At 62.6% G+C, this 25,353-nt stretch carries 24 protein-coding genes; 16 read left to right on the forward strand and 8 right to left on the reverse strand.

From position 1 onward, the window contains the following. Positions 1–40: 40 nt before the first annotated feature. From ABQE89_RS19970 to ABQE89_RS20025, 12 genes are all read left to right on the forward strand, one after another. Positions 41–865, forward strand: coding sequence for a mycofactocin-coupled SDR family oxidoreductase (locus ABQE89_RS19970; protein WP_448419783.1), 825 nt, complete (start codon positions 41–43; stop codon positions 863–865). Positions 866–1,575: 710 nt separating this feature from the next. Beyond that, positions 1,576–2,316, forward strand: a complete 741-nt coding sequence (locus tag ABQE89_RS19975; RefSeq protein WP_448419785.1) for an MlaE family ABC transporter permease — start codon at positions 1,576–1,578, stop codon at positions 2,314–2,316. After that, on the forward strand, positions 2,313–3,167 hold the full coding sequence (locus tag ABQE89_RS19980) for an ABC transporter permease (protein WP_448419787.1): 855 nt from the start codon (positions 2,313–2,315) through the stop codon (positions 3,165–3,167). Before ABQE89_RS19975 ends, ABQE89_RS19980 begins: the two co-directional genes overlap by 4 nt. 5 nt (positions 3,168–3,172) lie before the next feature. After that, positions 3,173–4,615, forward strand: coding sequence for an MCE family protein (locus ABQE89_RS19985; RefSeq protein ID WP_448419789.1), 1,443 nt, complete (start codon positions 3,173–3,175; stop codon positions 4,613–4,615). A 32-nt stretch (positions 4,616–4,647) separates the two neighbouring features. Beyond that, positions 4,648–5,676 carry an MCE family protein gene (locus tag ABQE89_RS19990; protein ID WP_448419791.1) on the forward strand — a complete coding sequence of 343 codons (1,029 nt, stop codon included), beginning with the start codon at positions 4,648–4,650 and terminating at the stop codon, positions 5,674–5,676. After that, positions 5,673–6,935 carry an MCE family protein gene (locus ABQE89_RS19995; protein ID WP_448419793.1) on the forward strand — a complete coding sequence of 421 codons (1,263 nt, stop codon included), beginning with the start codon at positions 5,673–5,675 and terminating at the stop codon, positions 6,933–6,935. Before ABQE89_RS19990 ends, ABQE89_RS19995 begins: the two co-directional genes overlap by 4 nt. A 23-nt stretch (positions 6,936–6,958) precedes the next feature. Continuing rightward, positions 6,959–8,221, forward strand: a complete 1,263-nt coding sequence (locus ABQE89_RS20000; protein WP_448419795.1) for an MCE family protein — start codon at positions 6,959–6,961, stop codon at positions 8,219–8,221. A 5-nt stretch (positions 8,222–8,226) separates the two neighbouring features. Continuing rightward, the gene (locus tag ABQE89_RS20005) at positions 8,227–9,381 is read left to right on the forward strand and encodes an MCE family protein (RefSeq protein WP_448419877.1); all 1,155 of its coding nucleotides are present in this window, start codon (positions 8,227–8,229) and stop codon (positions 9,379–9,381) included. Position 9,382: 1 nt separating this feature from the next. Continuing rightward, a complete protein-coding gene (locus tag ABQE89_RS20010) occupies positions 9,383–10,858 on the forward strand; it encodes an MCE family protein (protein ID WP_448419797.1) in 1,476 nt (491 codons plus the stop codon). Next, on the forward strand, positions 10,849–11,550 hold the full coding sequence (locus tag ABQE89_RS20015) for an Rv1363c family protein (RefSeq protein ID WP_448419799.1): 702 nt from the start codon (positions 10,849–10,851) through the stop codon (positions 11,548–11,550). The genes ABQE89_RS20010 and ABQE89_RS20015 overlap by 10 nt, the downstream gene beginning before the upstream one ends. A gap of 273 nt (positions 11,551–11,823) precedes the next feature. After that, on the forward strand, positions 11,824–12,264 hold the full coding sequence (locus ABQE89_RS20020) for a hypothetical protein (protein WP_448419801.1): 441 nt from the start codon (positions 11,824–11,826) through the stop codon (positions 12,262–12,264). Positions 12,265–12,278: 14 nt separating this feature from the next. Next, a complete protein-coding gene (locus ABQE89_RS20025; protein WP_448419803.1) occupies positions 12,279–12,761 on the forward strand; it encodes a lipoprotein LpqH in 483 nt (160 codons plus the stop codon). A 484-nt stretch (positions 12,762–13,245) separates the two neighbouring features. On the opposite strand, the gene ABQE89_RS20030 is transcribed toward ABQE89_RS20025, so the two are convergent. The 8 genes from ABQE89_RS20030 to ABQE89_RS20065 form a co-directional block, all read right to left on the reverse strand. Further along, positions 13,246–13,536, reverse strand: coding sequence for a helix-turn-helix domain-containing protein (locus ABQE89_RS20030; RefSeq protein WP_448419805.1), 291 nt, complete (start codon positions 13,534–13,536; stop codon positions 13,246–13,248). Between the two features lie 85 nt (positions 13,537–13,621). Beyond that, positions 13,622–13,897 carry a cytochrome C oxidase subunit IV family protein gene (locus ABQE89_RS20035; RefSeq protein ID WP_448419807.1) on the reverse strand — a complete coding sequence of 92 codons (276 nt, stop codon included), beginning with the start codon at positions 13,895–13,897 and terminating at the stop codon, positions 13,622–13,624. Positions 13,898–13,899: 2 nt separating this feature from the next. Further along, complete coding sequence (locus ABQE89_RS20040) at positions 13,900–14,511, reverse strand: cytochrome c oxidase subunit 3 (protein ID WP_448419809.1); 612 nt, start codon at positions 14,509–14,511, stop codon at positions 13,900–13,902. Then, entirely contained in the window at positions 14,508–15,263 is a 756-nt protein-coding gene (locus ABQE89_RS20045) for a hypothetical protein (RefSeq protein ID WP_448419811.1), read from the reverse strand. The genes ABQE89_RS20040 and ABQE89_RS20045 overlap by 4 nt, the downstream gene beginning before the upstream one ends. Continuing rightward, the gene (locus ABQE89_RS20050) at positions 15,264–15,800 is read right to left on the reverse strand and encodes a nuclear transport factor 2 family protein (protein ID WP_448419813.1); all 537 of its coding nucleotides are present in this window, start codon (positions 15,798–15,800) and stop codon (positions 15,264–15,266) included. A gap of 496 nt (positions 15,801–16,296) precedes the next feature. Further along, a complete protein-coding gene (locus tag ABQE89_RS20055; protein WP_448419815.1) occupies positions 16,297–17,112 on the reverse strand; it encodes a histidine phosphatase family protein in 816 nt (271 codons plus the stop codon). A 155-nt stretch (positions 17,113–17,267) separates the two neighbouring features. Next, positions 17,268–18,290 (reverse strand): nucleoside hydrolase, encoded by a 1,023-nt coding sequence (locus ABQE89_RS20060; RefSeq protein WP_448419817.1) that lies wholly within the window; start codon positions 18,288–18,290, stop codon positions 17,268–17,270. Positions 18,291–18,315: 25 nt separating this feature from the next. Then, positions 18,316–20,316 (reverse strand): SDR family oxidoreductase, encoded by a 2,001-nt coding sequence (locus tag ABQE89_RS20065; RefSeq protein WP_448419819.1) that lies wholly within the window; start codon positions 20,314–20,316, stop codon positions 18,316–18,318. Between the two features lie 75 nt (positions 20,317–20,391). Here ABQE89_RS20065 and ABQE89_RS20070 point away from each other — a divergent pair, with 75 nt between their 5' ends. The 4 genes from ABQE89_RS20070 to ABQE89_RS20085 all read left to right on the forward strand — a co-directional run bounded on the left by ABQE89_RS20070 (position 20,392) and on the right by ABQE89_RS20085 (position 25,281). After that, positions 20,392–21,261, forward strand: coding sequence for a MaoC/PaaZ C-terminal domain-containing protein (locus tag ABQE89_RS20070; protein ID WP_448419821.1), 870 nt, complete (start codon positions 20,392–20,394; stop codon positions 21,259–21,261). A 52-nt stretch (positions 21,262–21,313) separates the two neighbouring features. After that, positions 21,314–22,204 carry a universal stress protein gene (locus ABQE89_RS20075; RefSeq protein WP_448419823.1) on the forward strand — a complete coding sequence of 297 codons (891 nt, stop codon included), beginning with the start codon at positions 21,314–21,316 and terminating at the stop codon, positions 22,202–22,204. Between the two features lie 315 nt (positions 22,205–22,519). Next, positions 22,520–24,691: an alpha/beta hydrolase family protein gene (locus ABQE89_RS20080; RefSeq protein ID WP_448419825.1), complete on the forward strand. Its 2,172-nt coding sequence runs from the start codon at positions 22,520–22,522 to the stop codon at positions 24,689–24,691. Then, positions 24,688–25,281, forward strand: a complete 594-nt coding sequence (locus ABQE89_RS20085; protein ID WP_448419827.1) for a hypothetical protein — start codon at positions 24,688–24,690, stop codon at positions 25,279–25,281. Before ABQE89_RS20080 ends, ABQE89_RS20085 begins: the two co-directional genes overlap by 4 nt. The last annotated feature ends 72 nt before the right edge of the window (positions 25,282–25,353 follow it).

Below are 25,353 nucleotides of genomic sequence, written 5' to 3' on the forward strand. Positions count from 1 at the left end.
AAATGACGAACAGACGTAGTAGTACCAGGAGGTTTCAGGAATGACCGGCCGAGTTGCAGGAAAGGTCGCCTTCGTCACGGGGGTGGCACGCGGGCAGGGACGCAGTCATGCTGTTCGATTGGCCGAGGAAGGCGCGGACATCATCGGGATTGATGTGTGCGAATCCGTCGACACGGTGCCTTATCCCGGTGCGACCAAGGGTGACCTCGAGGAGACGCGTCGCCTCATCGAGAAAACCGGCCGACGTTCGGCCTTGAGTGTCGCCGATGTGCGGAATTACGGCGAAGTGGCAGCTGCGCTCAATGAGGGTGTCGTACAGCTCGGCCCACCCAACGTCGTGGTGGCCAATGCGGGCATCTTCTCGTATGCGCCCGCCGACAACATGCCGGACGACGTGTGGCTTGAGATGATCGGCGTCAACCTCACCGGAGTGTGGTGGACGTGTCGCGCAGCAATGCCACATCTGATTGCCGCCGACGCGGGCGGTTCGATCATCATGATCAGTTCACGGGTCGGCTACGCGAGCGGATCGCCGAACCTGGTTCACTACTCGGCCGCCAAAGCAGGCGTGGTAGGCCTCATGAAGTCCTTGTCAGTCGAACTGGCGCCACACAGGATTCGGGTAAACACCGTGAACCCTACGAACTGCGACACTCTGATGCTCCGCAATGAGGCGATGATGCAGTTGTTTTTTCCAGACAACAGCGACGCCACCGAACAAGACTTCGCAGACGCCTGCCAGGCGACACATAACTTGCCAATCCCCTGGGTCGACCCGGTTGACGTCAGCAACGCCGTGCTGTATCTCGCATCAGACGAATCACGTTATGTGACAGGTGTTTCCCTTTCTGTGGGCGAGGTCTGATTCAAGGGTTACGATCCGGCGCATGATCTGAGCGCCGATACCGCACCGCAGGAGTGCCGTCGGTGCGGGGCCGTACGACACACGCGGCTAGTCAGGGGCTGCGAGACGCCCAACTCCGACTGGCGCTGACGTCATGCGTAGCTCCTCCCAAAAGTAACTACGTCGGCTTCGTCCAAGGCGGGCCTGGCCAGGCTGCGTCGCCGGCCGACGAGAAGCCCTTCCCATGAGAAATCAGATCCATTCCCTCGATTCTTACAACTGTAGGACAATATGCATTAAGCTCAGCTTGTCCGAATACCAGGTAGGTAGAAAATGTCCGACAGATACGGCATCACCACTGCTGGGGTCCCTCCTTGCATAGCGACTGACCGACGCCAGCAGGATGTTCCTGGCGCAGAAGGTGCAGCAGCCGCCGCCGCTGGGACTACTCACGTAACTAGCGGACATTTTGGCTTGCGGGGCGAACGGGTGCCCGCCCGGGGTCTCGATGCGAGTGCCTTTTCCCGTCTGAAGAAGGATGAAGATGGCGAACCATACGTTCGAATGCAACCCGTGGATGACGTAGTGCACGCATTCCTGGTTAGGGGCCAGCGCTGGACACCCTCGGCAGTTGGAAGTGCGCAGTGGTAAGCGAGACCGATGCCCGGCCGAAATCGGTTATGGGAGACCGAGCTCGGCTCCAACGGATAAGACGAAGTCTGGCCAAGCCGATGGCCGACGTGGGCAGCTTCATAGGCCTGTCGCTAGACATCATTGTGGAGACTTTCCGACCGCCGTTCCCGTGGCGGGAATTTCTCGACCAGACGTGGTTCGTGGCGCGAGTCGCGATCGTGCCGGCGCTCTTGCTGGCACTTCCCTTCAACGCGTTCGTTATGTTCCTTTTCAACGTGTTGCTGGTCGAGTTGGGCGCAGCAGACGTCAGCGGGGCTATCGCAGCGCTGGCTTCTGTATCCCAAATCGGGCCTCTGGTAACAGTTTTAGTTGTAGCCGGTGCGGGTGCGTCGGCGATGTGCGCAGATCTTGGTGCACGAACAATTCGAGAAGAGCTCGACGCGATGCGGGTGATGGGATTGGATCCCATCCGTATGCTGCTCGTGCCACGAGTTGCCGCTTTGACGGTCAACGCGTTTCTCCTACTCTCGATCGCCATCATCGTGGGAATCGCCAGTGACTATGCCTTTGCAGTCTATTTCCAGCACGTGACTCCCGGTGCATTCGCCGCAAGCATCCCCTTGGTTGCTGGTCTCCAGAACGCGGTGATGGCCATCGCGAAGTCCGTGATGTTCGGCGCCGCCGCAGGATTCATCGCATGCTACAAGGGAATTTCAGTGGGGGGTGGCCCGCAGGGGGTCGGTAATGCGGTCAACGAAACCGTTGTGTTCACATTCATCGCGTTGTTCGTGATTCATACGCTGATGAATGGTGTTGAAGGTGAGTTGATGCTGTCGTGAGTTCCTCGATCGTCGGTAAGCCGGCAACACGGCTGCGTAATGGGTGGGCCGCCTTCGTCAGTACCTGGAACCAACTCGGAGTCCAGACGGCATTCTTCATGAGGGTCACCGGCCTTATCGCGCACGCCGTCAGCCGCCACACCGGAGAAGTGGTGCGCGTGATGGCTCAAATGAGCCTCGGTGTAGGAACGCTGGCGGTGATCGGCGGCAGCATCGTCATCGTCACCTTCTTGGTTATGACCGCATCGCTTGCCGTGTCCGCGTTCGGACATGCCGCGTTGTCCTACATCGGGGTCGATGCGCTCGGTGGCTTTGTGTCCGCGTACGTCGTCACGCGGATCGGCGGACCGTTGATCACCGCGTTCGCCCTCGCTGCGACGATCGGCGCCGGCGCGACGGCGCAGCTCGGAGCGATGCGGATTGCCGAGGAGATCGACGCCCTCGAAGTGATGGGCATCCGAACGATTTCGTATCTGGCCAGCACGCGCGTGGTTGCCGGGGTGATCGTGACGATTCCTTTGTTCTGTCTTTCGATGGAAGTGGGCTATCTGGGGTTCCGCTTCGCGTATACGCTCGGCTACGGCCGGTCGGCCGGAACCTTCGCGCATTACTTCGACACCTACTTGAATCCCACCGACGTCATGACGTCGCTCGTACAGGCGATGGTGACCGCTTTTCTGGTCATGCTCGTCCATACCTATTACGGGTTCAATGCGACGGGCGGGCCGGCAGGCGTGGGCGAAGCCGTCGGACGCGCGGTGCGCGCCTCACTGTCTGTCGCCGTGGCCGCGACTCTAGTCATCGCCATGACGGTTTATGGCATCACCGGCGACTTCAACCTATCGGGATAACAGCTATGCAGCCGAAACTCCGTGAAATGGGACTTCACCCAGCCGTCTGGACGGCGTTCTTGCTGGCCGTCGTCGTAGCCATAGGAGTGGTGACGGTAGGGATGTTCAATCGGGACTTCACCCGATACGCATACGTAACCGTTGTCGCTGACCGAGGTGGCCTCGTGATGGAACCCGGCGCCAAAGTCAAATTGCGTGGTGTCCAGGTGGGCCGGGTCGCAGACATTCAGCACGGCAGCACCGTCAAATTGCAGCTCGAGCTCTATCCTGATCAGCTCAGGTATATTCCGGCAAACATCAACGCACAGATTGCAGCGCCCACCGTGTTCGGCGCGAAGTACGTTGAACTACTGCCGCCGAGTAAGCCCGAGCAGCAGCGACTTCGGCCCGGGGCAGTGGTGGCGTCACGCAATACGAGTATCGAGGTCAACACCGTATTCCAGAACCTGGTTCGTGTGCTGAACAAGATCGATCCAGCCAAGTTGAATGCTGTTCTCGCGACGTTCTCCCAGGGGTTTGCCGGCAAGGGGCCCGAAATCGGACAAGCCATTACTGACATGAATCAGGTGTTGGCCGAGATCAATCCCCGGAGTGAAGCCATCCGGCAGGATTTCCAGTCGCTCAAGGGATTCGCGGACACATACGACGTTGCGGCTTCTGACATCGTCTCCGTATTGGATTCGGTCTCCACCACGAGCGCTGCGATCTCCGATAATGCGAGCGCGCTCGATTCGTTGCTGGTCAACGTCATCGGTCTATCAAACGCAGGCATAAATCTACTTGCCCCCAACAAGGACAACCTCATTCGCGCTGTCAACGGTTTGGAACCGACTACGAACCTGCTCGAAAAATACAACCCCTCGCTGACATGCACGCTGCTCGGCGCGAAGAAGGCGTTGGACATGGGATGGGCCGACATCGTCGGGGGGCGCAACGGAAAGTCGGTCATTTTGGACGTCGCGCTGCTTGCTGGTGATGACCCGTACAGGTATCCGGAGAACCTGCCGATCAACGGTGCAAAGGGCGGGCCCGGCGGGAAACCCGGATGCGGTTCGCTCCCGGATGTGGCCAAGAATTGGCCTCAGCGTTACCTGGTGACCAACACCGGCTGGGGGACCGGCGTGGACGTTCGGCCGAACCCGGGGATCGGATTCCCCGGCTGGGCCAACTACTTCCCGGTGACCAGGGCCGTGCCTGAACCGCCGACCATCCGTTACCAACGCCCCCAGGCTCCGGGACCGATTCCGTACCCCGGTGCACCGCCCTACGGAGCCAAGCTGTATGCGCCGGATGGCACGCCGCTGTATCCAGGACTTCCGCCCGCGCCGCCGCCGGGGCGCGCACCCGAACCGGGGCCACCTCCGCCGGGGTCGGAACCCTTCGTGCCCGCACACCCAGGGGCGCAACCCACGCCGTTCTCGCCGCCGCCGGCCGCCCCGATGCCCTGACTGCCCCGAAGTGATGAGGAAGTGAAGTATTGATGCGACGCAGTTTTCATGGCCTTCTCTGGCGCCTCGCCGTCTACGCGGTGGTGTGCCTGACGGGCATGGCGCTCGTGGTCGCCACCATGGGCGAACTTCGGTTCGATTCACATAACACCTACAGGGCTGTGTTCGCCAATGCCTCCGGCCTAGCAGCCGGAAACTTCGTCCGGGCGGCGGGGGTCGAGGTCGGCAAAGTGAAGAGCGTGAAGCTCCAGCCAGATTCGACCGTGCTGGTGGAATTCGGTGCCGCCGACTCTGTGCTACTCACCGAGGGTAGTAGGGCTGCGGTGCGGTACCAGGATCTCATCGGCGGCAGGTTCCTGGCGCTTGAGGAAGGGACGGGGGGACCGAAGCGAATTCACCCCGGAGACACCATCCCGCTAAGCCAGACCGAACCGGCATTGGATCTGGAAGCTCTTGTGGGGGGCTTCCGGCCGCTGTTCCGCGCCCTGGAGCCCGAACAGGTCAACGCCTTGACGGGGCAGTTGATCGCTGCCTTCCAGGGGCAGGGCACGGCGATCAGTTCCATCCTGTCTCAAACAGCAGCGTTGACCAATACGCTCGCCGACCGCGATCAATTGATCGGTGAACTGATCACCAATCTGAATACCGTGCTTGGTTCGTTCGCAAGCCAAAGCGGGCAACTGGCCACGACAGTCGAGTCGTTGACCGCTCTCGTTGACGGTCTGGAGGCCCAGAAGAAGGACATTTCAGACGGTCTCGCGTACGCGGATGCGGCTGCGAAATCGCTCGCCGACCTCCTTACCGAGGCGCGAGAGCCGGTGAAGAAGATTGTGACAGAGACGGATCGGACAACGGCCACCGTGCTGGCGGACAAAGAGTATTTCGACGACCTGCTGAAGACGCTGCCCGATGCATACCGGATTATCAACAGGCTCGGCCTCTACGGAGATTTCTTCAGTTTCTACCTTTGCGAACTGGTCTTGAAGGTGAACGGCAAGGGCGGCCAGCCCGTGTACGTCAAGCTCGCTGGTCAGTCGTCAGGAAGGTGCGAGCCCCGATGAAACGCTTCTCGGAACGAAACCCGCACGCCATAGGTGCGATCGGTATCGGTGTGGTCCTGGTGGCCGGAGCGGTCTCGCAGAACTACACGGCACTGCCGATATTCAATCGTGGCCACGAGTACTCGGCCTACTTCGCAGAAGCCGGTGGACTTGAGTCAGGCAGCTTCGTCGAGATGTCCGGTGTGCGTGTCGGCAAGGTATCCAGCGTCGAGCTCGACGGTGCGCGTGTGCTGGTCAAGTTTCGCGCCGCGGACGTACATCTCGGTGATCGCAGCGAGGCGGCGATAAGACTCGCCGGCGTGCTCGGCACCAGGTTCCTACAACTGACCTCTCGCGGAGATGGCGAGCAGGCTGGACCCATACCGCTGGAGAGAACCACGCCACCATACGAATTGCCCGACGCATTAGGCGACCTCACCAACATCATCAAGGGGATGGACACGAACCAGCTCTCGGATTCGCTTGCCACACTGGCTGACACATTTTCGGACACCCGACCGCAGCTCAAGGTGGCAGTCGAGGGCGTGGCCCGGGTATCAGACTCGATCGACAAGCGTGACGAGCAATTGCGCACACTTCTGCGGGATGCCAACAAAGTCACCACGATTCTGGCAGAACGAAGCGACGAAATAGTACGGCTGGTCACCAATACCAATGCACTACTGGTTCAGTTGAGATCCCAAAGCGACGCACTGGATCACATCTCTAACGATGTGGCAGAGCTGGCGACACAGCTGGACGGATTCATCGCTGACAATCGGGACACGTTACGTCCGGCGCTGGAAAAGCTCAACGAGGTACTCGGGATCGTCGACAACCGGAAAGAGGCCGTACAGGAGGCGATCCAAGGACTCAACCGCTATGCACTTGGCTTGGGCGAGGCGGTCGCGTCGGGGCCGTTCTTCAAGGCCTACCTTGTCAATCTTCTGCCCGGCCAGTTTGTCCAGCCGTTCATTGATGCTGCATTTTCCGACCTGGGCGTGGATCCGAACGTGCTTCTCCCGAGCGATCGCAACGATCCGCCGACAGGCCAACCGGCGACACCGCCGCTACCGGTACCGTTCCCCCGTACCGGCCAAGGCGGTGAGCCGAAACTGCACTTGCCCGACGCTATTACCGGTAATCCGGGCGATCCCCGGTATCCGTATCGAGAGACACTTCCGGCGCCGCCGCCTGGTGGGCCGCCGCCCGGGCCCCCCGCGACGGATGACGGTTCAACTGCCGATGTTCCTGAACCTACTGAGAGTGGGAGGCCGTGAAAAGGATTAGCCTGAAAGCCGGTTTGGCGACCGTACTGGTATTGGTGCTGCTGGCTGGTGTAGCGGTTATCGTCCGTGGATTCAGCACCACGGGACGCACCCATGTGGTTGCCTACTTCGACAACACGAATGGGATCTACGTCGGAGACCGCGTCGTCGTGCTCGGTGTTCCGATTGGGCAAATTGAGCGGATCGAGCCGCAGCCTCAACGGGTGAAGGTTTCGTTCTGGTACAGCGACAAGTATCGCGTTCCTGCTGATGTCAAAGCGGTCATCCTTTCGCCGACTCTGGTCACAGCCCGATCCATCCAGTTGACGCCGCCATACACTGGTGGCGAGGCGATGCGAGATGACATGGTTATTCCACAGGAACGGACGGCTGTGCCAGTGGAGTGGGATGCCTTCCGCGAGGAACTCGAGAAGCTGACGGAAACGCTTCAGCCGACCGAACCCGGCGGCGTCAGTGCCTTGGGATCTTTCGTGAACACGGCAGCAGATAACCTGCGCGGCCAGGGCGTCGGAATCCGCGAAGCTCTCATCAAGCTGTCACGAGCTGTCAGTGCGTTGGGTGATCACAGCGATGACATCTTCACCACCACGAAGAATCTTTCGATCCTGGTGTCAGCGTTGCGCGACAGCAGCAATCTGCTGCAGCAGTTGAATCGCAATCTCGCCGCCGCTACCGGTTTGGTTGCCAACGATCCTGGAGAAGTGGGGCGCGCGGTCAAGCAGCTGAAAGAGGTAGTCGGCGACGTCACGAGTTTCGTAGCGGAAAACCGAGAGGCAGCGGGTGTGGCATCCGAACGCCTAGCGTCGATAACGAAGGCGGTGACGGATCGGCTCGACGATGTGAAGCAGACGCTGCATGTCGCGGCACCGGCCATTCAGAACTTCGTCAACATCTATCAGCCGGCTCAAGGGACGCTCACGGGCATACTCGCCGCCAACAACTTTGCGAACACGATTCAATTCCTTTGCGGAGCGGTGGAAGCCGCCTCTCGGCGAGGTGCTGAGGAGTCAGCGAAGCTGTGTGTGCAGTATCTTGCGCCTATCGTCAAGAACCGTCAGTACAACTTTTTCCCGCTGGGGATAAACCCGTTCGTGGGCACCATGGCCCGTCCTAATGAGCTCACCTACAGCGAGGACTGGCTTCGACCCGATTACATTCCGCCGGCTGGCCCGCGAAACGAGCCACCGTTGGCCGCGGAACAATCGGTGCCCGCTGACACTCCCATGGATCCGAAAGAAGATCTGCACGACATGATGCTTCCTGGAGGTGGCCGGTGAAACGCGTGGCCTGGCGACGTCACCTGACCGTAGGACTGCTGACAATACTGACGGCGGCCGCGGCGTGCGGATGCGGCAGCTTCCGAGGACTGAACTCGATCTCCCTCCCCGGAACGAAAGGTGGTGGACCCGAGGCGATTATCGTTCAGGCGCAGCTTCCCGACGCCCAGAACCTCGAACGAAACTCTCGCGTACGGGTGGGCGACGTCACAGTCGGGCACGTGACAGACATTCAGCTCCAGGGATGGCACGCGTTAGTCACCATGAGCCTTTTAGATGACGTTGATTTGCCGGCCAACGCGACAGCCACCATCGGGCAGACGAGTCTCTTGGGTTCGGTGCACGTCGAACTGGCCCCGCCACCGAGTATCGCGCCGCAAGGCAGGCTTACAGATGGATCCTTGGTGCCGTTGGCGTCCGCCGGTGCTTTCCCGTCGACGGAGCAGACGCTCGCCGCTGTGTCCATGGTGCTCAACGGCGGTGGTCTGGGCCAGCTCGAACCCATCGTAGAGGCGTTGAGTACCGCATTCACCGGCCGCGACGCAGATCTGCGAAGCCTGATTGAGCAATTTGACATCTTCGTCGGACACCTCAACGAACAAAAAGACGACATCATCGCGGCGATGGACAGCCTGAACAATATGGTGGGCAAGTTCGCCGATGAGAAGCCTGTGCTGGATAAAGCGTTGAACGCCATACCACGTGCACTCGAGGTTCTAGCGGACGAGCGTGAGAATCTCACAGAGACTTTTGGCAAGTTGGGCCAGATCGGCTCTCTCGCTGCGGATTCTGTTGACCAGATCAAAGAGAATCTGGTCAACGAACTTCGAGACGTCGGACCAGTGTTGCAGTCGCTGGCCGATGCCGGCCCGGCATTGACGCGATCACTCGACATGTTGGTGACCGTACCGTTTCCGAAATCGACGCTAGATAAGTGGATCAGGGGTGACTATGCGAACCTGACCGCTGTGGTTGATCTGACGTTGAGCCGTCTTGATGCCGGACTTTTCACCGGTACCAGATGGGAATGCGACTTAACCGAACTCGAACTGAAATGGGGCCGTACGATCGGCCAGATGCCGAGCCCGTGTACTGCCGGGGGCCCGGGCGTACGCGGGAATCCACTTGTCGCACCTTACCGATTCGATCAGGGACCGTAATATGCGCCTCAACAGAAGAACCAGAATTCAGTTGTCGATATTGGGCGTCGTCTCGCTGATCTCGATTACTGCAATGGTTGTCGTCTATATGCAGATCCCGACGACTTTCCTCGGGTTTGCTCGCTACACCGTGACAGTGCAACTGGACCAAGCCGGCGGCCTGTACGAGCGCAGTAATGTCAGCTATCGCGGTGTTGAAGTCGGCCGGGTCTTGGAGGTCCGCCTGACCGATAACGGCGCGGAGGCGAAGGTTCAGCTGAAGTCCGACGTTCCCATACCGGCTGACGTCGATGTCGAAGTGCACAGCGTATCGGCAATCGGAGAACAGTATATTGCGCTATTGCCGCGAAGCGATGATGGTGCGTTGTTGAAGAACGGGGATGTGATCGCCGCTGACAAGGTGCATATTCCGCCGGACATCAACTCATTATTGGCGGCAACAGACCGGGGCTTGGATGCAATCCCGGCCGACAATCTGAAGACCGTGGTTGATGAGAGCTACGTGGCCTTCGGTGGTTTGGGGCAGGAGCTGTCGGACCTGATCAAAGGCTCAACCGCGCTGGCCGCCGGCGCGCGAGACAACATCGAGTCGATCACCAACCTGATCGATCATTCAAAGCCATTGTTGGACAGTCAGACTCAATCGGCGGACGCCGCCCAGGCGTGGGCAGCCAATCTGGCAACAGTCACGGCTCAACTTCGTGACAACGACCCAGCAGTTCGAGATCTACTGCAGCAAGGCGGACGGGCCGCTGACGAGGTACGACAGTTACTCGACCGCGTTCAACCGACGTTACCCCTCCTGCTAGCTAACCTGGTCAGCGTCGGCCAGGTCGCGCTCGACTATCATGCCAACGTCGAGCAGCTCTTGGTGCTGCTGCCGCAGGTCGTCGCGAACGTCCAGTCGATCCTGGTACCGAACGCCTACTCGAAACAGGATTATGCGGGAGCCTTCCTGAGCTTCAACTTGAACCTCAACCTGCCGCCGCCATGCACCACCGGGTTCCTACCTATTCAACAACAGCGTGCGGCGAGCGACCTCGATTATCCGGACGTCCCAGACGGTGATCTCTATTGCCGTATACCGCAGGACTCGGCCATCACCGCGGTGCGCGGCGCGCGCAACTATCCGTGCGCGACACGGCCGGGCAAACGCGCGCCGACCGCCAAAATGTGTGAGAACGGCGAAGATTACGTGCCGCTGAACGACGGCTTCAACTGGAAGGGCGACCCAAACGCAACGTACTCGGGTCAAGATGTCCCGCAGCTGCGGGACGGTGCGACACCGCCCGCGTCAGAGGGATCCGCGCTAGCGGAGCAGTCACCGGGGCCGACTTCGCCCGTTGCCATTGCGGCGTACGACCCAGCGACGGGGACGTTCGTGGGCCCTGACGGACGAGTGCACACCCGAGGCGATCTCGCTCACGGTGCCAGAGAGGGGATGACGTGGGAACAGATGCTGACCCCGTGGAAGTGACAAGGGCCGACCAATCGCGCTCGACCAACATGGGTAAGGCACGGTATGGCGAGTCGGTGCCTATGGGGCATGCAAAGGCGATTGTCGAAGCGGAGGGTGAAGAGTCGGCCGCGGCCGCGGATCTTGCCGATGCCTCCGGCACTGCGATGACCGAGGCCGCCGGCAGTGCCTCCCCGAAAGGTCACGTGTCGCAGGGGAACCGATTCAGCTCCCGGAGGCACCTAGTGGCATCTATGGCATCGGTTCTGCTGGTGGGTGGGTTGTTAGTGCTCAACGGATGGCTCGGATACGAGGACTACCGAGAGCGCCAGGCCGGCCAGGAGCGCGAACGACTCGTCGAGGCGGCTCGGCAGGGTGCACTGGACTTGACCACCATCGGCTGGGAACACGCTGAAGCCGATACTGAGCGGATTCTGGCGACTGCGACAGGAACCTTCTACGATGACTTCAAGGAGCGATCGCAGGCGTTCGTCGACTTAGTCAAGAAGGCAAAGTCGAGTTCGAAGGGGACAGTAGCCGAGGCCGGCTTGGAATCTGAATCCACCGATGGAGCCGACGTTCTGGTCGCCGCCAGCGTCGACACCTCGAATGTCGGTGCTGAAGAACAGGAGGCAAGACATTGGCGAATGCGAATATCGGTAACCCGTGTCGGCGAAGACATCAAGATATCGAACGTCACTTTCATCCCGTAACTGCCGTGCTGCGAGATATTCACGAATTCGCGAGCGACCCGTGCGGGCGAGGCCGGATAGGAGTGTAGTTCGATGCGGAGCGAGACCGAGACAGTCGACGACGCTGAGCGAGAGATGGTCAAGCCACGAGATGTGTCGGCCGCCGACAGTTCAGAGCCGGGGGGACAACCGCAGAGATCACGGCGCGGTCGGGACGGTCGCGAAGCGACATCGCCCAGTGCGCGCCGAATGCGCAAACGGTCTCGCCTTGTGGTCTACGTGCTATTGTCCATCGTGGCCGTCGTGCTGGCTGCCGGAGCAGGATTCCTTGGGCAGCAGCGTATTTCGGCCGGCCTGACGGAGAACGCGCGCGCAGAGGCTGTTGCGGCCGCTGAAGAGGCGACGGTTGTGCTTCTGTCGTACAAGCCCGAAACTGTCGACCAAGACCTCGCGTCCGCCGAGGCTCTGATGACGGGTGACTTCAAGGAGTCCTTCGCGCAACTGGCGCGCGACGTGGTAGGCCCAGGCGCCCGTCAGCACCAAATATCGTCTGCTGCTCAAGTCCCTGCTGCGTCCGCCGTTTCGGTAACTCGTGACCGTGCGGTAGTGCTCGCATTTGTCAATCAGTCGGTCACGGTAGGCGAAAAACAACCCAGCGAGAGCTCATCCAGTGTTCGGATTGCTCTTGACAAGATCGGCGACCGCTGGCTGATATCCGATTTCAAGCCCGTGTGAGGAGCCTTAGAGGCGTGTTGAACATCAATGTTGGTGCGACCAAACCTGCACGAGACCTGACTCGGTGTAGAACCGCGATATTCGCCACCGCACTTCTTCCGCTCATCGCCGCGGCTGGGTGCTCGGCGGACCGATCCGCCGCGGACGCGCTGACCAGTCTGTCCCCCGGCGGTGGAAAGCTGACGATCGGAGATCGCGATTTCCACCGCATACACAACCTGAAATGCGGTGTCACGGAACATATTACGATACTAGAATCCTCGCAAGAGGAGTTCGAGATCAAGGCTATGGTGTCCACCATTGACTCGCCAACCGTCAAATGGGTTCGCCTTCGTGATGATAGCTTCGCGGGCAGTTACACCGAGGACCTGAGTGGGGAAGCCGAGGTGTCATTCAATGGTGCGGTATATCGAATCGTAGGTACCGCTACGGGATTCGATGGGAACAAGCCGCCCCGCCCCACAACAGAGGACTTCGTTCTCGACGCATTGTGCTAAAGCCAGAGGTATTGGACTTAATCGGAACCTTGATGGTGCCGAGGACATGCGATCTTGCGACGGGCTAATGAGCCAATTCGCGCCTGGTCATCGACGAGCTGCAACGTCAGACCTCGGTTGGGTGAAGTGCTCTTGATTTCAGGCGCCAGACATACGCACTGCAACCGCAAGCCCGCCTTCCCTCGCCCCGCCAGTTACCGCGGCGAAACCCTGCGCCGCAGCACCACCGGAACCCGCCAACCACTACACTGACCGCTGCTCACAGGTGAGAAATTTCGGCGAGCACACCTCGGGACTTTCGATGAGCGTGATCACAGAGGACGTCCCGGCCCGCTCGCGCGAGCTCCGCACCTGCAGACCCTCTGCGCGGCCGGCAGGCGGCGGTACGCGGAGCGGGCCAGCCCAATGGCACTGCACGCCAACCGTTCCGACATACTCAGCGTCTCTTAGAGCATGTCTACGGCGCGGCGCTTGGCAGCTGGGCTCAGAATTTTCCCTTCGCCGCCTCCCGCAGCGCGTCCTTTTTCGAGTTCGGCCTCGGCCAGCAGCCGCTTGAGGCGGAAGTTCTGCTCGCGCAGTTCCTTGAGCTCCTTCGTGCGTCGGTGTCCATGCCGCTATAGGTGCGTCGCCAGTTGTACAGCGTCGCCGGCGAGACCTGCAGCTGGGCGGCGATCTCCTCGCCGGTCTTGCCCTCGGCACCCAGCTCATCCGCGCGCCGCAACTTGCGCACGATGTCCTGCGCGGAATTTCGCTTGAGACCAGTCAGGTGTTCCATTGTCCCTTCCGGCCCGACTTCGGGCCGCAGGCCTCTAGATCCTCCCGGTCTCAACCACGGGGAACACGCCATCGACACTGGCTGGTCAGCCCCACAGGTAAAGAGATATGAGAAGCGCGAAAAGAATCAGGCAGTACGCTTCAAGTGCGGCTCTCAGCCCAAAAACAGCGTCCTGGAGTTCCATGAAGTAAAGGCCGATCATCCGGATCTTAAAAACGGCAACCACCATAATAACGATGCTGGCGGGAACATGTTTATCGGAGCCGAATCCGTGCTCGACGCCGAGCATCCAGGATATCAGCGTCAGTACGGTTAGGACGCCCCAAGTCAGCGTGACCCTATCTCGCAGTAGTACATTCACGATTACCTCACCAAGTATAGAAGGGGGAAAATGACGATCCAGAGCAAATCGACCAGATGCCAGAAGCATGCGCCGCCCTCGAGAAGAGCGGTCTTGCCACGAGTGGACCGTTGATTGCAATACGACTGCGCAATGACCAACAGTACGCCGAGACCGACAAGCACATGGAACAGGTGTATGCCGGTGATGACGTAGTAGTAGGTAAAGAATTCGTTGGTACTCGGTGTCAGCCCAGCAGCAACCTTGGTGCTGTATTCGATTGCCTTTATCAGGACGAAACACGCGCCGACCCCGGCAGCCGCAAGTGTCAACGGGCGGGTGAGTTGGGCAAGCTGTGGGTCGCGGCGGGACTTCACGGCGAACACCACCAATAGCGAGCTAGTTAGTAGCACAAGGGTATTGATCGCGCCCCAATGACGGTTCAGCAGATTCTGTGACTCCGCGAACTGAGTGGGGTGCGCAGCGCGCGAATTCAGATAGACGATGAACAGAATGGTGAATACGGCCATGTCGCCGAAGATCAGAATCCACAGACCAGGCTCCCCCGGTATGCGACTACGGGCGCTCGGTGCGTCTTCTGGTTGATTTCTTACCCCATATATGGTGTCGGTCATGCCAGTTCCTTCTCTATGGGTTCGCTCACGCGCTGGAGGGGTTCGGTGCTGGGAGTTTCGAGTTGTTTGATGGCTCTCAGCATGACTGTTGACATCGAGACCATCCAGATGAAGAACACCCCGAGCGGAACCAGGTAGGCGAACACGCCACTCCAAGAGAAGGGCCCGTCCTTGAAGAAGGACATCAGGCCGCCGGCAACCGAACACAGCGCGGTCCATAAACACAAGTACCCGGCCCAACGGGGGAACACGGGCTCGGCCGAGTTGTCGGTCAATATCGTCCATCCCGTTACGACAAGCCAAATCATCAGGGGTGGCCAGGGATAGAGAAAGAGGAACCAGCCGATATCGCTGATCGAGACAGTGATGTCCGGGGCGATCTCACCGGGTCGGAACGCCGCGATGGCCCACATCATGGGAATGAACAGCACGATGACGAGCACCGCAGCGATGCAGGTCACCTGCGTGTAGGTAATGACCGACGAGTGACCTTTCACGTGACGCGTAAGCGAGGCGAGCGCGCATCCCCACAGCGACACGAAACTGAAGCCGGTAACCATAAGGAAGCAACCGATACGGATCGGACCGATATCGGCGATATAGCGGGCGACAACGGCTTCACTGGAGTCCATTGCGGAAGGCGGTATCACCAGACCGGACAAGATGTAGCCGCCTCCGAAGAGGAGGAGCATGCTGATGAGACCGGCCCAGATCGCGATCTTCTCTGCGCGCAGGTCGAGCGATTCGGTCATTTACTCTCCCAATGCCTTATATAGCGGGTCATTACGATCCGTTGTGCCAAAATGAATTTCGTCAGCTGGCCATTGATCCCACATCTGCGCAGTAGGCGCCGACATCCGGGAGTAGTCAAAAACCACCCGCCGGTGCGCGATCGCCCATCGCCCGTTCCGCTTTTCGAAGCGGTCGATGAAGCGTCCGCCCACAAGTGCGTCCGGTTGCGTCGGGTCTGCATGCCGACGCACCATTGGGTTGTAGAGGTATGACTCGACGTGCGCCACATCGCCCTCACGCTCGATCAACGTGTTGGTCATGACATGTTGCATGATTCCGAACTCGGATTGCGGGCCGCGGAACTGATGTATCAGCTCGGTGAAACCTTCGAGATTGCCGTTGAATATCCCGTGCTCGTCGATCGCGTCGGGGTGGTAACAGGACAAGACCAGATCTAGGTCATAGCGATCGATCCCACGGCTGTATCGGTATAAGCAGTCCCGTATCTGTTCGCGCGCCCAAAGCTCCTCGACGATTGCGGGCGTGTCCAACGCCACGCCGGCCCCTTGTTCACGTGGCGACGTCAACCCGTGCCCTCCCGTTCGTGTAAATGTCGAATAGTTAGCAGAGAATACGTGGGTCGCGCCGGGTGGTCAACCAGTTGTTCTGATCCGTCGCAACCGGTGGCAGCTGGGAGGCGGACCCGCGTGGTGTCCCTGTTCGCGTCGCATGTTTACGCAGCTGTCTTCGACTAACTGTCTGAACTGTTAGTCAGTTTCGGCATGATGGACGACAGATGGTGGCCAAGTGAAGGGAAAGATCGGACGGTTGGTTGTCGGGTTAGCCACAGGGCGAAGGCCTCAAGATTTATCGCATGTTGGCAACTACTAAAACATTGGACATTTCGGCAGGTGTGACGTGGCCGGAAGCGGTCCACGTTGCAGGTTCCACGGGAGCCGTGCCCCGCACCGATGAGGCTCGAAGCGAGGCGCGAGAGCGTCTCCTGGTCCGTCGATCACCTGCGCAACATCGGTTTCAGGTGCGCGAAGCACGTCAACGAAATGTCATCAAGCCACGCTTTTCGGCTCTGTGGCCCGTGTCCAGGTGGGCGTGATCGTTGATAGACATCACCGAAGTGCCGGTTCGTCCCACGATCAGTTTCGTGATGGATGCATTAAGCATCGTGCGCGACAACTGAATCCAGGACCGCGCATCCATGCCTAATAGATTCGCTGTGACATGGCTGATGGTGCCCGCCGAAGACACGACGAGGACTGACCTCCCTGATACAGCATGCCGTTGGACCGTCATAAGCGCTGCGGTGCAACGTTGGCGGTATTGCGCGTATGTCTCAGTTCGAAAATCGTCGTCCACTCCGGCGCATTCCGTCCACCGCGAAAGCCGATCGTCAACCAGGCGCTGGAGTTCCCGACCGCCGGTCGTTGCGGCCACACCGCCGCCACCCAGGACTGCGTCGAGATCGTATTCGTTCCACTGCGGATCGGTGTTTTCCGAGAAGTCGCCGCCAAACCGCTCCATCACGATGTGGAGAGTTTCCCGTTGCCGATCGATTTCGCCCGAGACAGCCCAGTCAAAGCTGTCGACGCGGCGCGCCAGCGCTGCGGCCGCCAGCCTTGCTTGTTCCCGGCCAAGAGGAGTCAGACCGTGACCTGGTAATGATGAGCCCGGCATAGATCCGTATGATTCGACGGGCGCCTGGCCGTGCCGAAGAAGGTAGATGACTCCCACGGCAGCATTATGCCGGTCCCACGACGCCTCGGAAGGGTCGCCCGCCGCGGCGGTGACCTTCGCGTTGTTCCGATGCATCAGCACCTGGAATGTGGCAGAACTCAATTCGTCGGCCCGCAAGGACGGTGACCGTTAGTGGACCGTTGTGGCCTGCGGCGCGAATATCGACGACGAGTGCACGGCGGTACTCTGGATTTGAGGTACACCGATGGCCGCACGAGTTCACCTCGTGTCCGGCGATCGTGTCGCGCCTCCGGTGAGACGCGTATCAGAATTCAACCCAGTCGCTGCGCGAACGTCCCGACCCGGGCGATGAACCGGTCGAAGAATCCTGTCGGGTCGACGTGAACACCGACGTGCGCATTGGGCTCCCGGCCCCACCGGTGGCTCCAGTCGGCGATGGTCATACCCCGCGTCAACGTCCCCGTGAGCTCGACACCTAGTGTGGTAGCACGATATTCGACGAGGTCGGGATCCAGTGCCACGGCGGCGGCCAGCGGGTCGTGCAGATGGGCGAGGTAGCCCTCGTTCTGGTCGAAGTGGAACTCGAAGTAGAACCTCATCGCGTCTTCGAGCACCGCGATCAACGGGTTGGACGCCGTCGATCTCGTGCCGCGGCCGTCGCGTTCGCTCATCGGGGTCGACGACGACCGAGCCTCCTCGGCCAGCCGGGCCAGCAGTGCCGGCGTCATCGCGATGTGCTCGGTCAGGTTCAGCCCCAACACGATCGGAAGATGCCCGGGCGGGTTCTCGGACCAGGCCGCGAACACTTCGGCGGCGGCTTCGGGGTCGACGCTGATGTTCCACTCGGCGACCGGCGTGGTGTTGCCCCGGTAGTCGAAGGCGCCGCCCATGATCACCAGTCGGCGCAGCATCCCGGGCAGCGCCGGTTCCCTGCGCAGCGCCAGCGCCAGGTTGGTCAGCGGGCCGGTGGCCACCCCGACCAACTCGCCGGGAAACTCGCGGGCCGCTCGGATCCAGGCCTCGGCGGCGTCGTAATCGGTGAGCGTCCGGTCGGTGGCGGGCAGTCGGGCATAGCCCATGCCCTCGGGACCGTGGGTGTCCTCGGCCGTCCGCAGCGGTGTGCTCAGTGGCTGCTCGGAGCCCTTCGACACCGGAACGTCGCCCATTCCGCACAGGTCCAGCAGGGCGAGGTTGTTGCGGCAGACCTGTTGCACCGCAACGTTACCCGCGGTCGAAGCGATTCCCACCACCCGGGCGTCGTCGCTGGCGAACAGGTACACCAACGCCATCGCGTCATCGACGCCGGTGTCGACGTCGACGAAGACAGGATTCATCCCGCCAACGATAGGGCCCCGTCGGTCACCAATGCACTCCGGGCACCAGCCGCACCGCCCGCTTGACCGGGCCGGGGACGCGCAGCGGCGTCACCGTGCGCGACGGCCGCCTGGGGCGTCGCGCCGTCGGCTCGGTCGGCTCGAAGGTCTCCCCGCGCGCCGCGGCGGAGTCGGGGTAGCCGAGGTAAAGCTGATGCAGGATGCGTCGGGACAGCTTCGGCGTCAGATAATTACCGAAGTCGGCGAGCGTACCCAGCGGGGTGTCGATGCGTGCGGGCTTTTCCACCAGGCCGCGCACCACCATCGCCGCGGCGTGTTCGGCGCTGATCGCCGGCACCGGGTTGAGACGGCGGGACGGCACGATCATCGGCGTGCGCACCAGCGGCATGTGAATATTGGTGAACGTGATGTGATCGGACAGGGTCTCGGTGGCCACCACGTCGGCGAACGCGTCCAGTGCCGCCTTGGTCGGCAGGTAGGAACTGTACTTCGGATTGCGTGCCTGCACACCGGCGCTCGACACGTTGACCACGTGGCCGAACCGGCGTTCACGCCAGTGCGGAAGCATCGCGAGCACCATCCGCACCGCGCCGAAGTAGTTCACCGCCATCACACGTTCGTAGTCGTGCAACCGGTCGGTGGAGGCGATCACCGAGCGTCTGATGGACCGGCCCGCGTTGTTGACCAGATAGTCGACGTGACCGAACCGGCCCAGGATGTCCTTGATCGTGTGCTCGACCGAGGTGGAGTCGGTGACGTCACAGGTGAACGCGTAGGCCCGCCCACCGGCCGCACGAATCTCGGCGACCAGCTCGTCGAGCGCTTCTGCGTTGCGCGCCAACGCGAATACCGTTGCGCCGCGTTCGGCGACGGCGATCGCCGAAGCGTGCCCGATGCCGCTGGAGGCGCCCGTGATGATCACGTGCCGGCCCACGAGCGGCCCGGCCGGATCGTCGCGGCGGGCGCGGTCGGGATCGAGATGCGCGGCCCAGTACCGCCACAGCCTGCCCGCATAGGACTCGAACTCCGGCACCGTTATCCCGGTGCCGTGCAACGCTTCGTCGGTGTTGGCCCGCGTGAACCTCGGGCGCAGGTCGACGACATCGAGGATCTCCGGTGGCACCCCCAGTTGGGTCGCCGCCATGTTGCGCAGCACCTTGGCACGGCCGGTGGCGTGGGTGACCGGCACCGCGGTGGCGCGCGGTAGCGACCCGCGCAGCGGCGGCAACCCGGCCGCCTTGGCCACCCCGCGGTAGATACCGCGCAGCCCAATAGTTTTCGGCGCGGTGAGGTGGAAGGTCTGCCCGTCGCGGCCCTCCGCGTGCATGATCGCCACGAGGGCGTCGGCGACGAAGTCGACAGGGACGATGTTTGTGCGGCCGGTGTCGGGAAGCAGCATCGGGGTGAATTTGGGCAGCCGGGCGAACTTCGCCAGCACGCCGAAGAAGTAGTAGGGCCCGTCGACCTTGTCCATTTCGCCGGTCTGCGAGTCGCCGACCACCACCGCGGGGCGATACACCCGATAGCGCAACCCGTGCGCCTCACGGACCAGCAGTTCGGCCTCGAACTTCGTCTGGTGATAGGGGGTGGGCAGGTCCTGGCCCACATCGAAATCGTCCTCGCTGAACTCGCCGCGGTAGTTGCCGGCGACCGCAATCGAGGACACGTGGTGCAGCGTCGCGCCCAACCGCGCGGCCAGGTCGACCACCGCACGGGTGCCCTGGACATTGGCGGCGCGCTGGTCGGCGGCCGGGGCGGTCATGTCGTAGATGGCCGCGCAGTGCACGACGTGGTCGACGTCGCCGAGGTCGGCGACGACCTCGCCGGTGAGCCCCAGGTCCGGCGCGGTGAGGTCGCCGACCAGCGCGTTCACCCGATAACCCCAGTCGGCGGCCAGCTGTTCGAAGCGCGAGAGGGACCCGCGACGCACCAGGACCCACACCTCGGCGTCCGGGCGCTGAGCCAGTAGTCGCGCCACCACGCGGCGGCCAATAAACCCGGTACCGCCGGTAACGACATAGCGCATGCGAGCAATGGTCACCCCTCGTCGGCCATACGTCAATACCCATGCGCCAAGCAGCGGAAGCGGTAGCGTCCGCCTATGTCGATCGACCCGAACGCCGTAGGCGCCAAGACCGAACCGCAACTCTTCGAATGGACCGACCGAGACACGCTGCTGTACGCGCTCGGGGTCGGGGCCGGCACCGACGATCTGGCGTTCACCACCGAGAACAGTCACGGGATCGAGCAGCAGGTGCTGCCCACGTTCGCCGTCATCGCCTGCCTACCGTTCGCCGCGGCGGCCAAGATCGGCTCGTTCAACTTCGCCATGCTGCTGCACGGTTCTCAGGCGATCCGGCTGTACGAACCGCTGCGGCCGGCGGGCAAGCTCAGCGTCGTCGCCGAGGTCGCCGACATCCAGGACAAGGGGGAGGGCAAGAACGCGATCGTCATGCTCAAGGCGACCGGTACCGATCCCGATACGTCGAAGGTGGTGGCCGAGACGATGATGACGGCGGTGATCCGGGGTGCAGGCGGCTTCGGCGGGCAACCCGGTCAGCGTCCGGCTGCACCCGAAATCCCCGACCGCACACCGGACTCGACGATTTCTCTGCCCACCCGCGAGGACCAGGCGCTGATCTATCGGCTGTCGGGCGACCGCAACCCGCTGCACAGCGATCCGTGGTTCGCGCGCGAGATGGCCGGTTTCCCAAAGCCGATCCTGCACGGCTTGTGCACCTACGGGGTGGCCGGGCGCGCGCTGGTGTCCGAGCTCGGCGGCGGTGACGCCACCAAGGTCAGTGCGGTGGACGCCCGGTTCACCTCGCCGGTGTTTCCCGGTGAGACGTTGACGACGTCGATTTGGCGCACCGAGGCCGGGCGTGCGGTGTTCCGCACCGAGGCGGCCCACCCGGACGGCTCGAACAGCCGCGTCGTTCTCGACGACGGTGCCGCGGAGTTCACCGGCTGACTTTTCGGCAAAAGCGGGAGCGACGGCCGTCACCGCTTGTCAGGATTGAGCGATGAAGGTGCTCGTGGGCTATCTGGCGACGGCCGGCGGCGCCGATGCGCTCGCGCTCGGTGTTCGTCTTGCGCGCACCCTCGATGCGCAACTCGAACTGTGCATGGTGCTGCCGCCCGACTACCGGGTGGTGCCCGGCGTCGTGCTGCCGGGCGGTTACGAGCAGCTTCTCGCCGAACAGGCCCAGGAATGGCTCGACGAAGCCTGTAAGTCGGTGCCCGGCGAGATCGCCACGGACAGCCATGTCCGTTTCGACGAATCAGCGGCCGAGGGGCTGATCAAGGAGAGCTCCCGGCTCGGAGCCGACGTCGTGGTGGTGGGCGGTACCGGCGGAGGCCTGATCGGCAGGCTCACCCTGGGATCGGTCGTCAATGAGCTGTTGCATTCCTCGCCGGTGCCGGTCGCGGTGGCGCCGCGGGGGCTTCGGGAGTCGTCGGTGGATCGGGTGCGGGAGGTGACGTGCGCCCTCGGTGAGCGGCAAGGTGCGGATCTGTTGTTACAGAACGCAGTCAGATTCAGCCGGGCTGCGGGCAGTCCGTTGCGGTTGGTTTCGCTGGTGGCGCTCGACCCGGTGTTCGGCGCGCTGCGTGGCGACGACGACGCCATCCGGCAGCGGGCGCGAGAGCATGCCGAGCAGATCCTCGACGCCGCCAAAAGTGAGCTGCCCGAGGAGATTCCGGTCACGTCCACGGTCGTCGACGGTACGACCGTGGAGGATGCGGTCGCGAAGCTCGCCTGGCGGGACGGGGATGTGATCATGGTCGGCTCCAGTCGGCTCAGCGCGCCGCGGCGACTGTTCCTCGGCTCGACCGCGGCCAAGATGTTGCGGGTGCTCGAGGTGCCGATCGTCGTCGTGCCGAGGGATCAGTTGGGACGGGACGAACTGCCTTAGCGAGTCTGATGTCGTATCGGCCGTGTTGTCGATCGTGACGATTTCGGTGCTCGTGGCACCACCCCGCCATGCCAAAACCCCTGTTAACCGCATTCTGGTACCGCAAACTCTTGTTGCGATTTCAATAACCGCTTCACGGCTACCGGTTATTTTTGACTGCATCGTTAATAACGCTGCTAACCTGCCGCTCCAGAGATTGGTTCTCGCGAGGGGTGGTCTGTCATGCGCGAATTGGCATCCAAACCAGAAAGTCACAGGGCGAGGCGGCGGCGGGCCGCTCGGCGTGACAGGAAGAGGTTCAAGAAGCTCGCTTTGATGAGCGCGAGCACAGCAATGACTGCTGCGCTTGCCCTGACGCCCAGCGCCGCCGAGGCGGCGACGAGTTCCACCTATACCGTCGGTCTCCCGTTGGGGATCACGATTCCGGGCACGACGACGTTGTCGACGGACCCGTTGGGCATCAACAACGCCCTCGTCGCAACCCACGACACCGACCCACTGGTCTTCCCCAACCTTCCCAATCCGTTCTGGGGTCTGCCCAACCTGTTGGTGTGGAACAACAATCCCCTTGCCGTGGGCAACGGGACGACATATCTGACGAACGTCAACGTCGTCGCCTACGGCCAGGGGTCCTATGCCATGTCGCAGGCTTACCGGGCGATGTTGGACAGCGCCAACGGCAATACCCGCGCCGGTTTCGACCCGGTGCAGGGCGCTGGGCCGCGATTGAATGACCCTGCGGTGGTGACGATTACGGGTTTCAACCCGCCCACGCCGAATGAGGGCGTACCGCCGGCCTATGTCGTCAACGATCCCGGCTTCCTCCTTGACCAGGAGCTGCTGGTGGTGGCGCTGCTGCGCAACCCGACTCGGGGCAACGGTGGCCTCTACACCCGGCTTCCGGTCATCACCAGCGTGCTGTTCGGAGTGCCGCCGAACGAAATCGTCACGCCCGAACGTCAGAACTTCTCCGTCGACGGTCGCACTTACACCGTCGGCCTCACCGACCTCACCTGGGCGTTCGACCTGTTCTCCGACGCTCCCGCGACCGCGAACCCGCTCGCCTGGGCCAATTCGATTGCCTCGGCGATTTTCCTGACGAACCTGCTGGACCCGTCGGCACTTCCGGTCTTCGTCCCGTACGTCGCTGCCGACGGGACGATCTACGGCACCATCATGCCGCCGGATGGCCAGATGCCACTGTTGGCGCCTGTGCGACTGCGCACTGACCTGCTCAGTCTCGTTGTCGGTCAAGCGGTCCCGAATCCGATCTCGACGGCCCTCAATCCGATCACGCAGATGTTGGTGAACACCGCCTACCCGGATTGGGTTCGCAACCCAGACGGCACCTACGGGCGGACGCTGGAGCGGCCCGACGAGTTGATCCCGTTCGGGACACCGACAATGACCTTCCAGGACATGCTGTACCTACCGGGGGACGGCATCCTGCTGTTGGGGATGGGGCTGGGGAACGCGACCACCGAGTCGCTGCAGTTCGGCTACGGCGCGCTGGCAGGCCTTTTCAATCAGCCCATCGATCCGAACGTGATGCAGGCCTTGGCGGTGCCGGGGGACATCATCTCGACAGCGAGCAGATTCGTCGGCGACGCGGTGACGGAGGTGTTGACCGGTATCGGCGGGCCGTTGCTTCCCGACACGTATCCGCCGGATTTGATTGCGCCGCTGCGCGAAATCGTGGCCGGATTGACGGCAGGTCTGCCGGCGGGTCCGACGACTCTCTCACAGAGCCCGCTCGCGTGCGCCCCGTTCCTGTCCGGTCTGGATCAACTCGGCGTCGTCCGGTTGTTCGACCAAGTTCTCGCCGGCATCCAGTCCGGCGCCCCCATCATCGGTCCGGGCGGTTGGCTGATCGGCAACGGCCTCAGTGCGGACGCCAACTGTACGGGCTCCGACTGCGACGGCGGAAACGGCGGATTGCTGTTCGGGAACGGTGGCGCCGGCGCAAACGGCGGCAAGGGCGGCAATGCCGGCCTGTTCGGTACGGGCGGCCGCGGCGGCGACGGGACCGACCCCGGCGCCAACGGCGGCGACGGCGGCTTCGGCGGGGCCTCGGCAATGGCGGTGACGGCGGCGACGGTGCGCGGGGCGGCGACGGCGTCTACGGGGTCTCGGCGGCCCAAGTCGGCGGCAACGGCGGCAACGGCGGCACCGCGGGTCTGTTCGGCAACGGCGGCTCCGGTGGCCTCGGCGGTCCGGGTGGCAACGGCGCGCACGGGGTCAACGGCGTATGGGACGGCGTGTCGAAGGCCCCCAACGGCCAGAACAACGTGCTCGCTCCGCTCAACAACGCCTCCGTCGGAGGCGCCAACGACAACGAAGCCGGCGGTAACGGCGGGACGGGGCTGGCTCTGGGCGGAGCCAACAACCCGCTCAGCGTCACCGGGGGCCCAGGCGGTGTCGGTGGTGCGGGCGGCGGCGTCGCCGGGCCGGGCGGCACCGGCGGGACCGGTGGCCAGGCGCAGGTGAACTTCAATCTCCTGGGCGGGCCGACGGCCACCGGCGGCCCCGGCGGCCGGGGCGGTGACGGCATGGCCCCCGGCGCCGACGGCGGCGACGGCGGCACTGGCGGCAACGCGATCGCCGGCGCCGGCCCGAACGCGAGTACGTCGGGAATCGCCCGAGCCGGTAACGGCGGTCGCGGTGGCGACGGCGCGGATGGCGCAGCGGGCCAGGACGCAGCGGCCGGAGGTAAGGGCGGAAACGGCGGCGGCGGCGGACTGATCGCCGGCAGCGGCGGCAGCGGCGGTGGCGGAGGCGTCGGCGGGATCGGCGGCGACGGGGACACGGGCGGCGACGCCGGCGACGGCGGCGACGGAGGCAACGCGACTGGCTCCACGGCAGCCAACCGGAAGTTCCCGGGCATGGGCGGTCAACCCGGCATCGCCGGCGGTGGTGGCCCGGCTGGTTCCGGTGGCGCGGCGGGCGCCGGCGGGGCCGGCGGCACCCGAGGTCTGGTGGGTACGACGGGCTCTACGGGCTCACCGGGCACTCCCGGCCAGGGCGGCACCGACGGTGACCCCGGCGCCCCCGGCAGCCCGGGCGATCCGGGCTCATAGCCCGAGCTCATCGCACCGCGGCTATGCGCGAAGGTGGCACCTGACATATCGAACACCAGTTCGATAGACTTG

This window comes from Mycolicibacterium sp. XJ1819, from assembly GCF_053483675.1.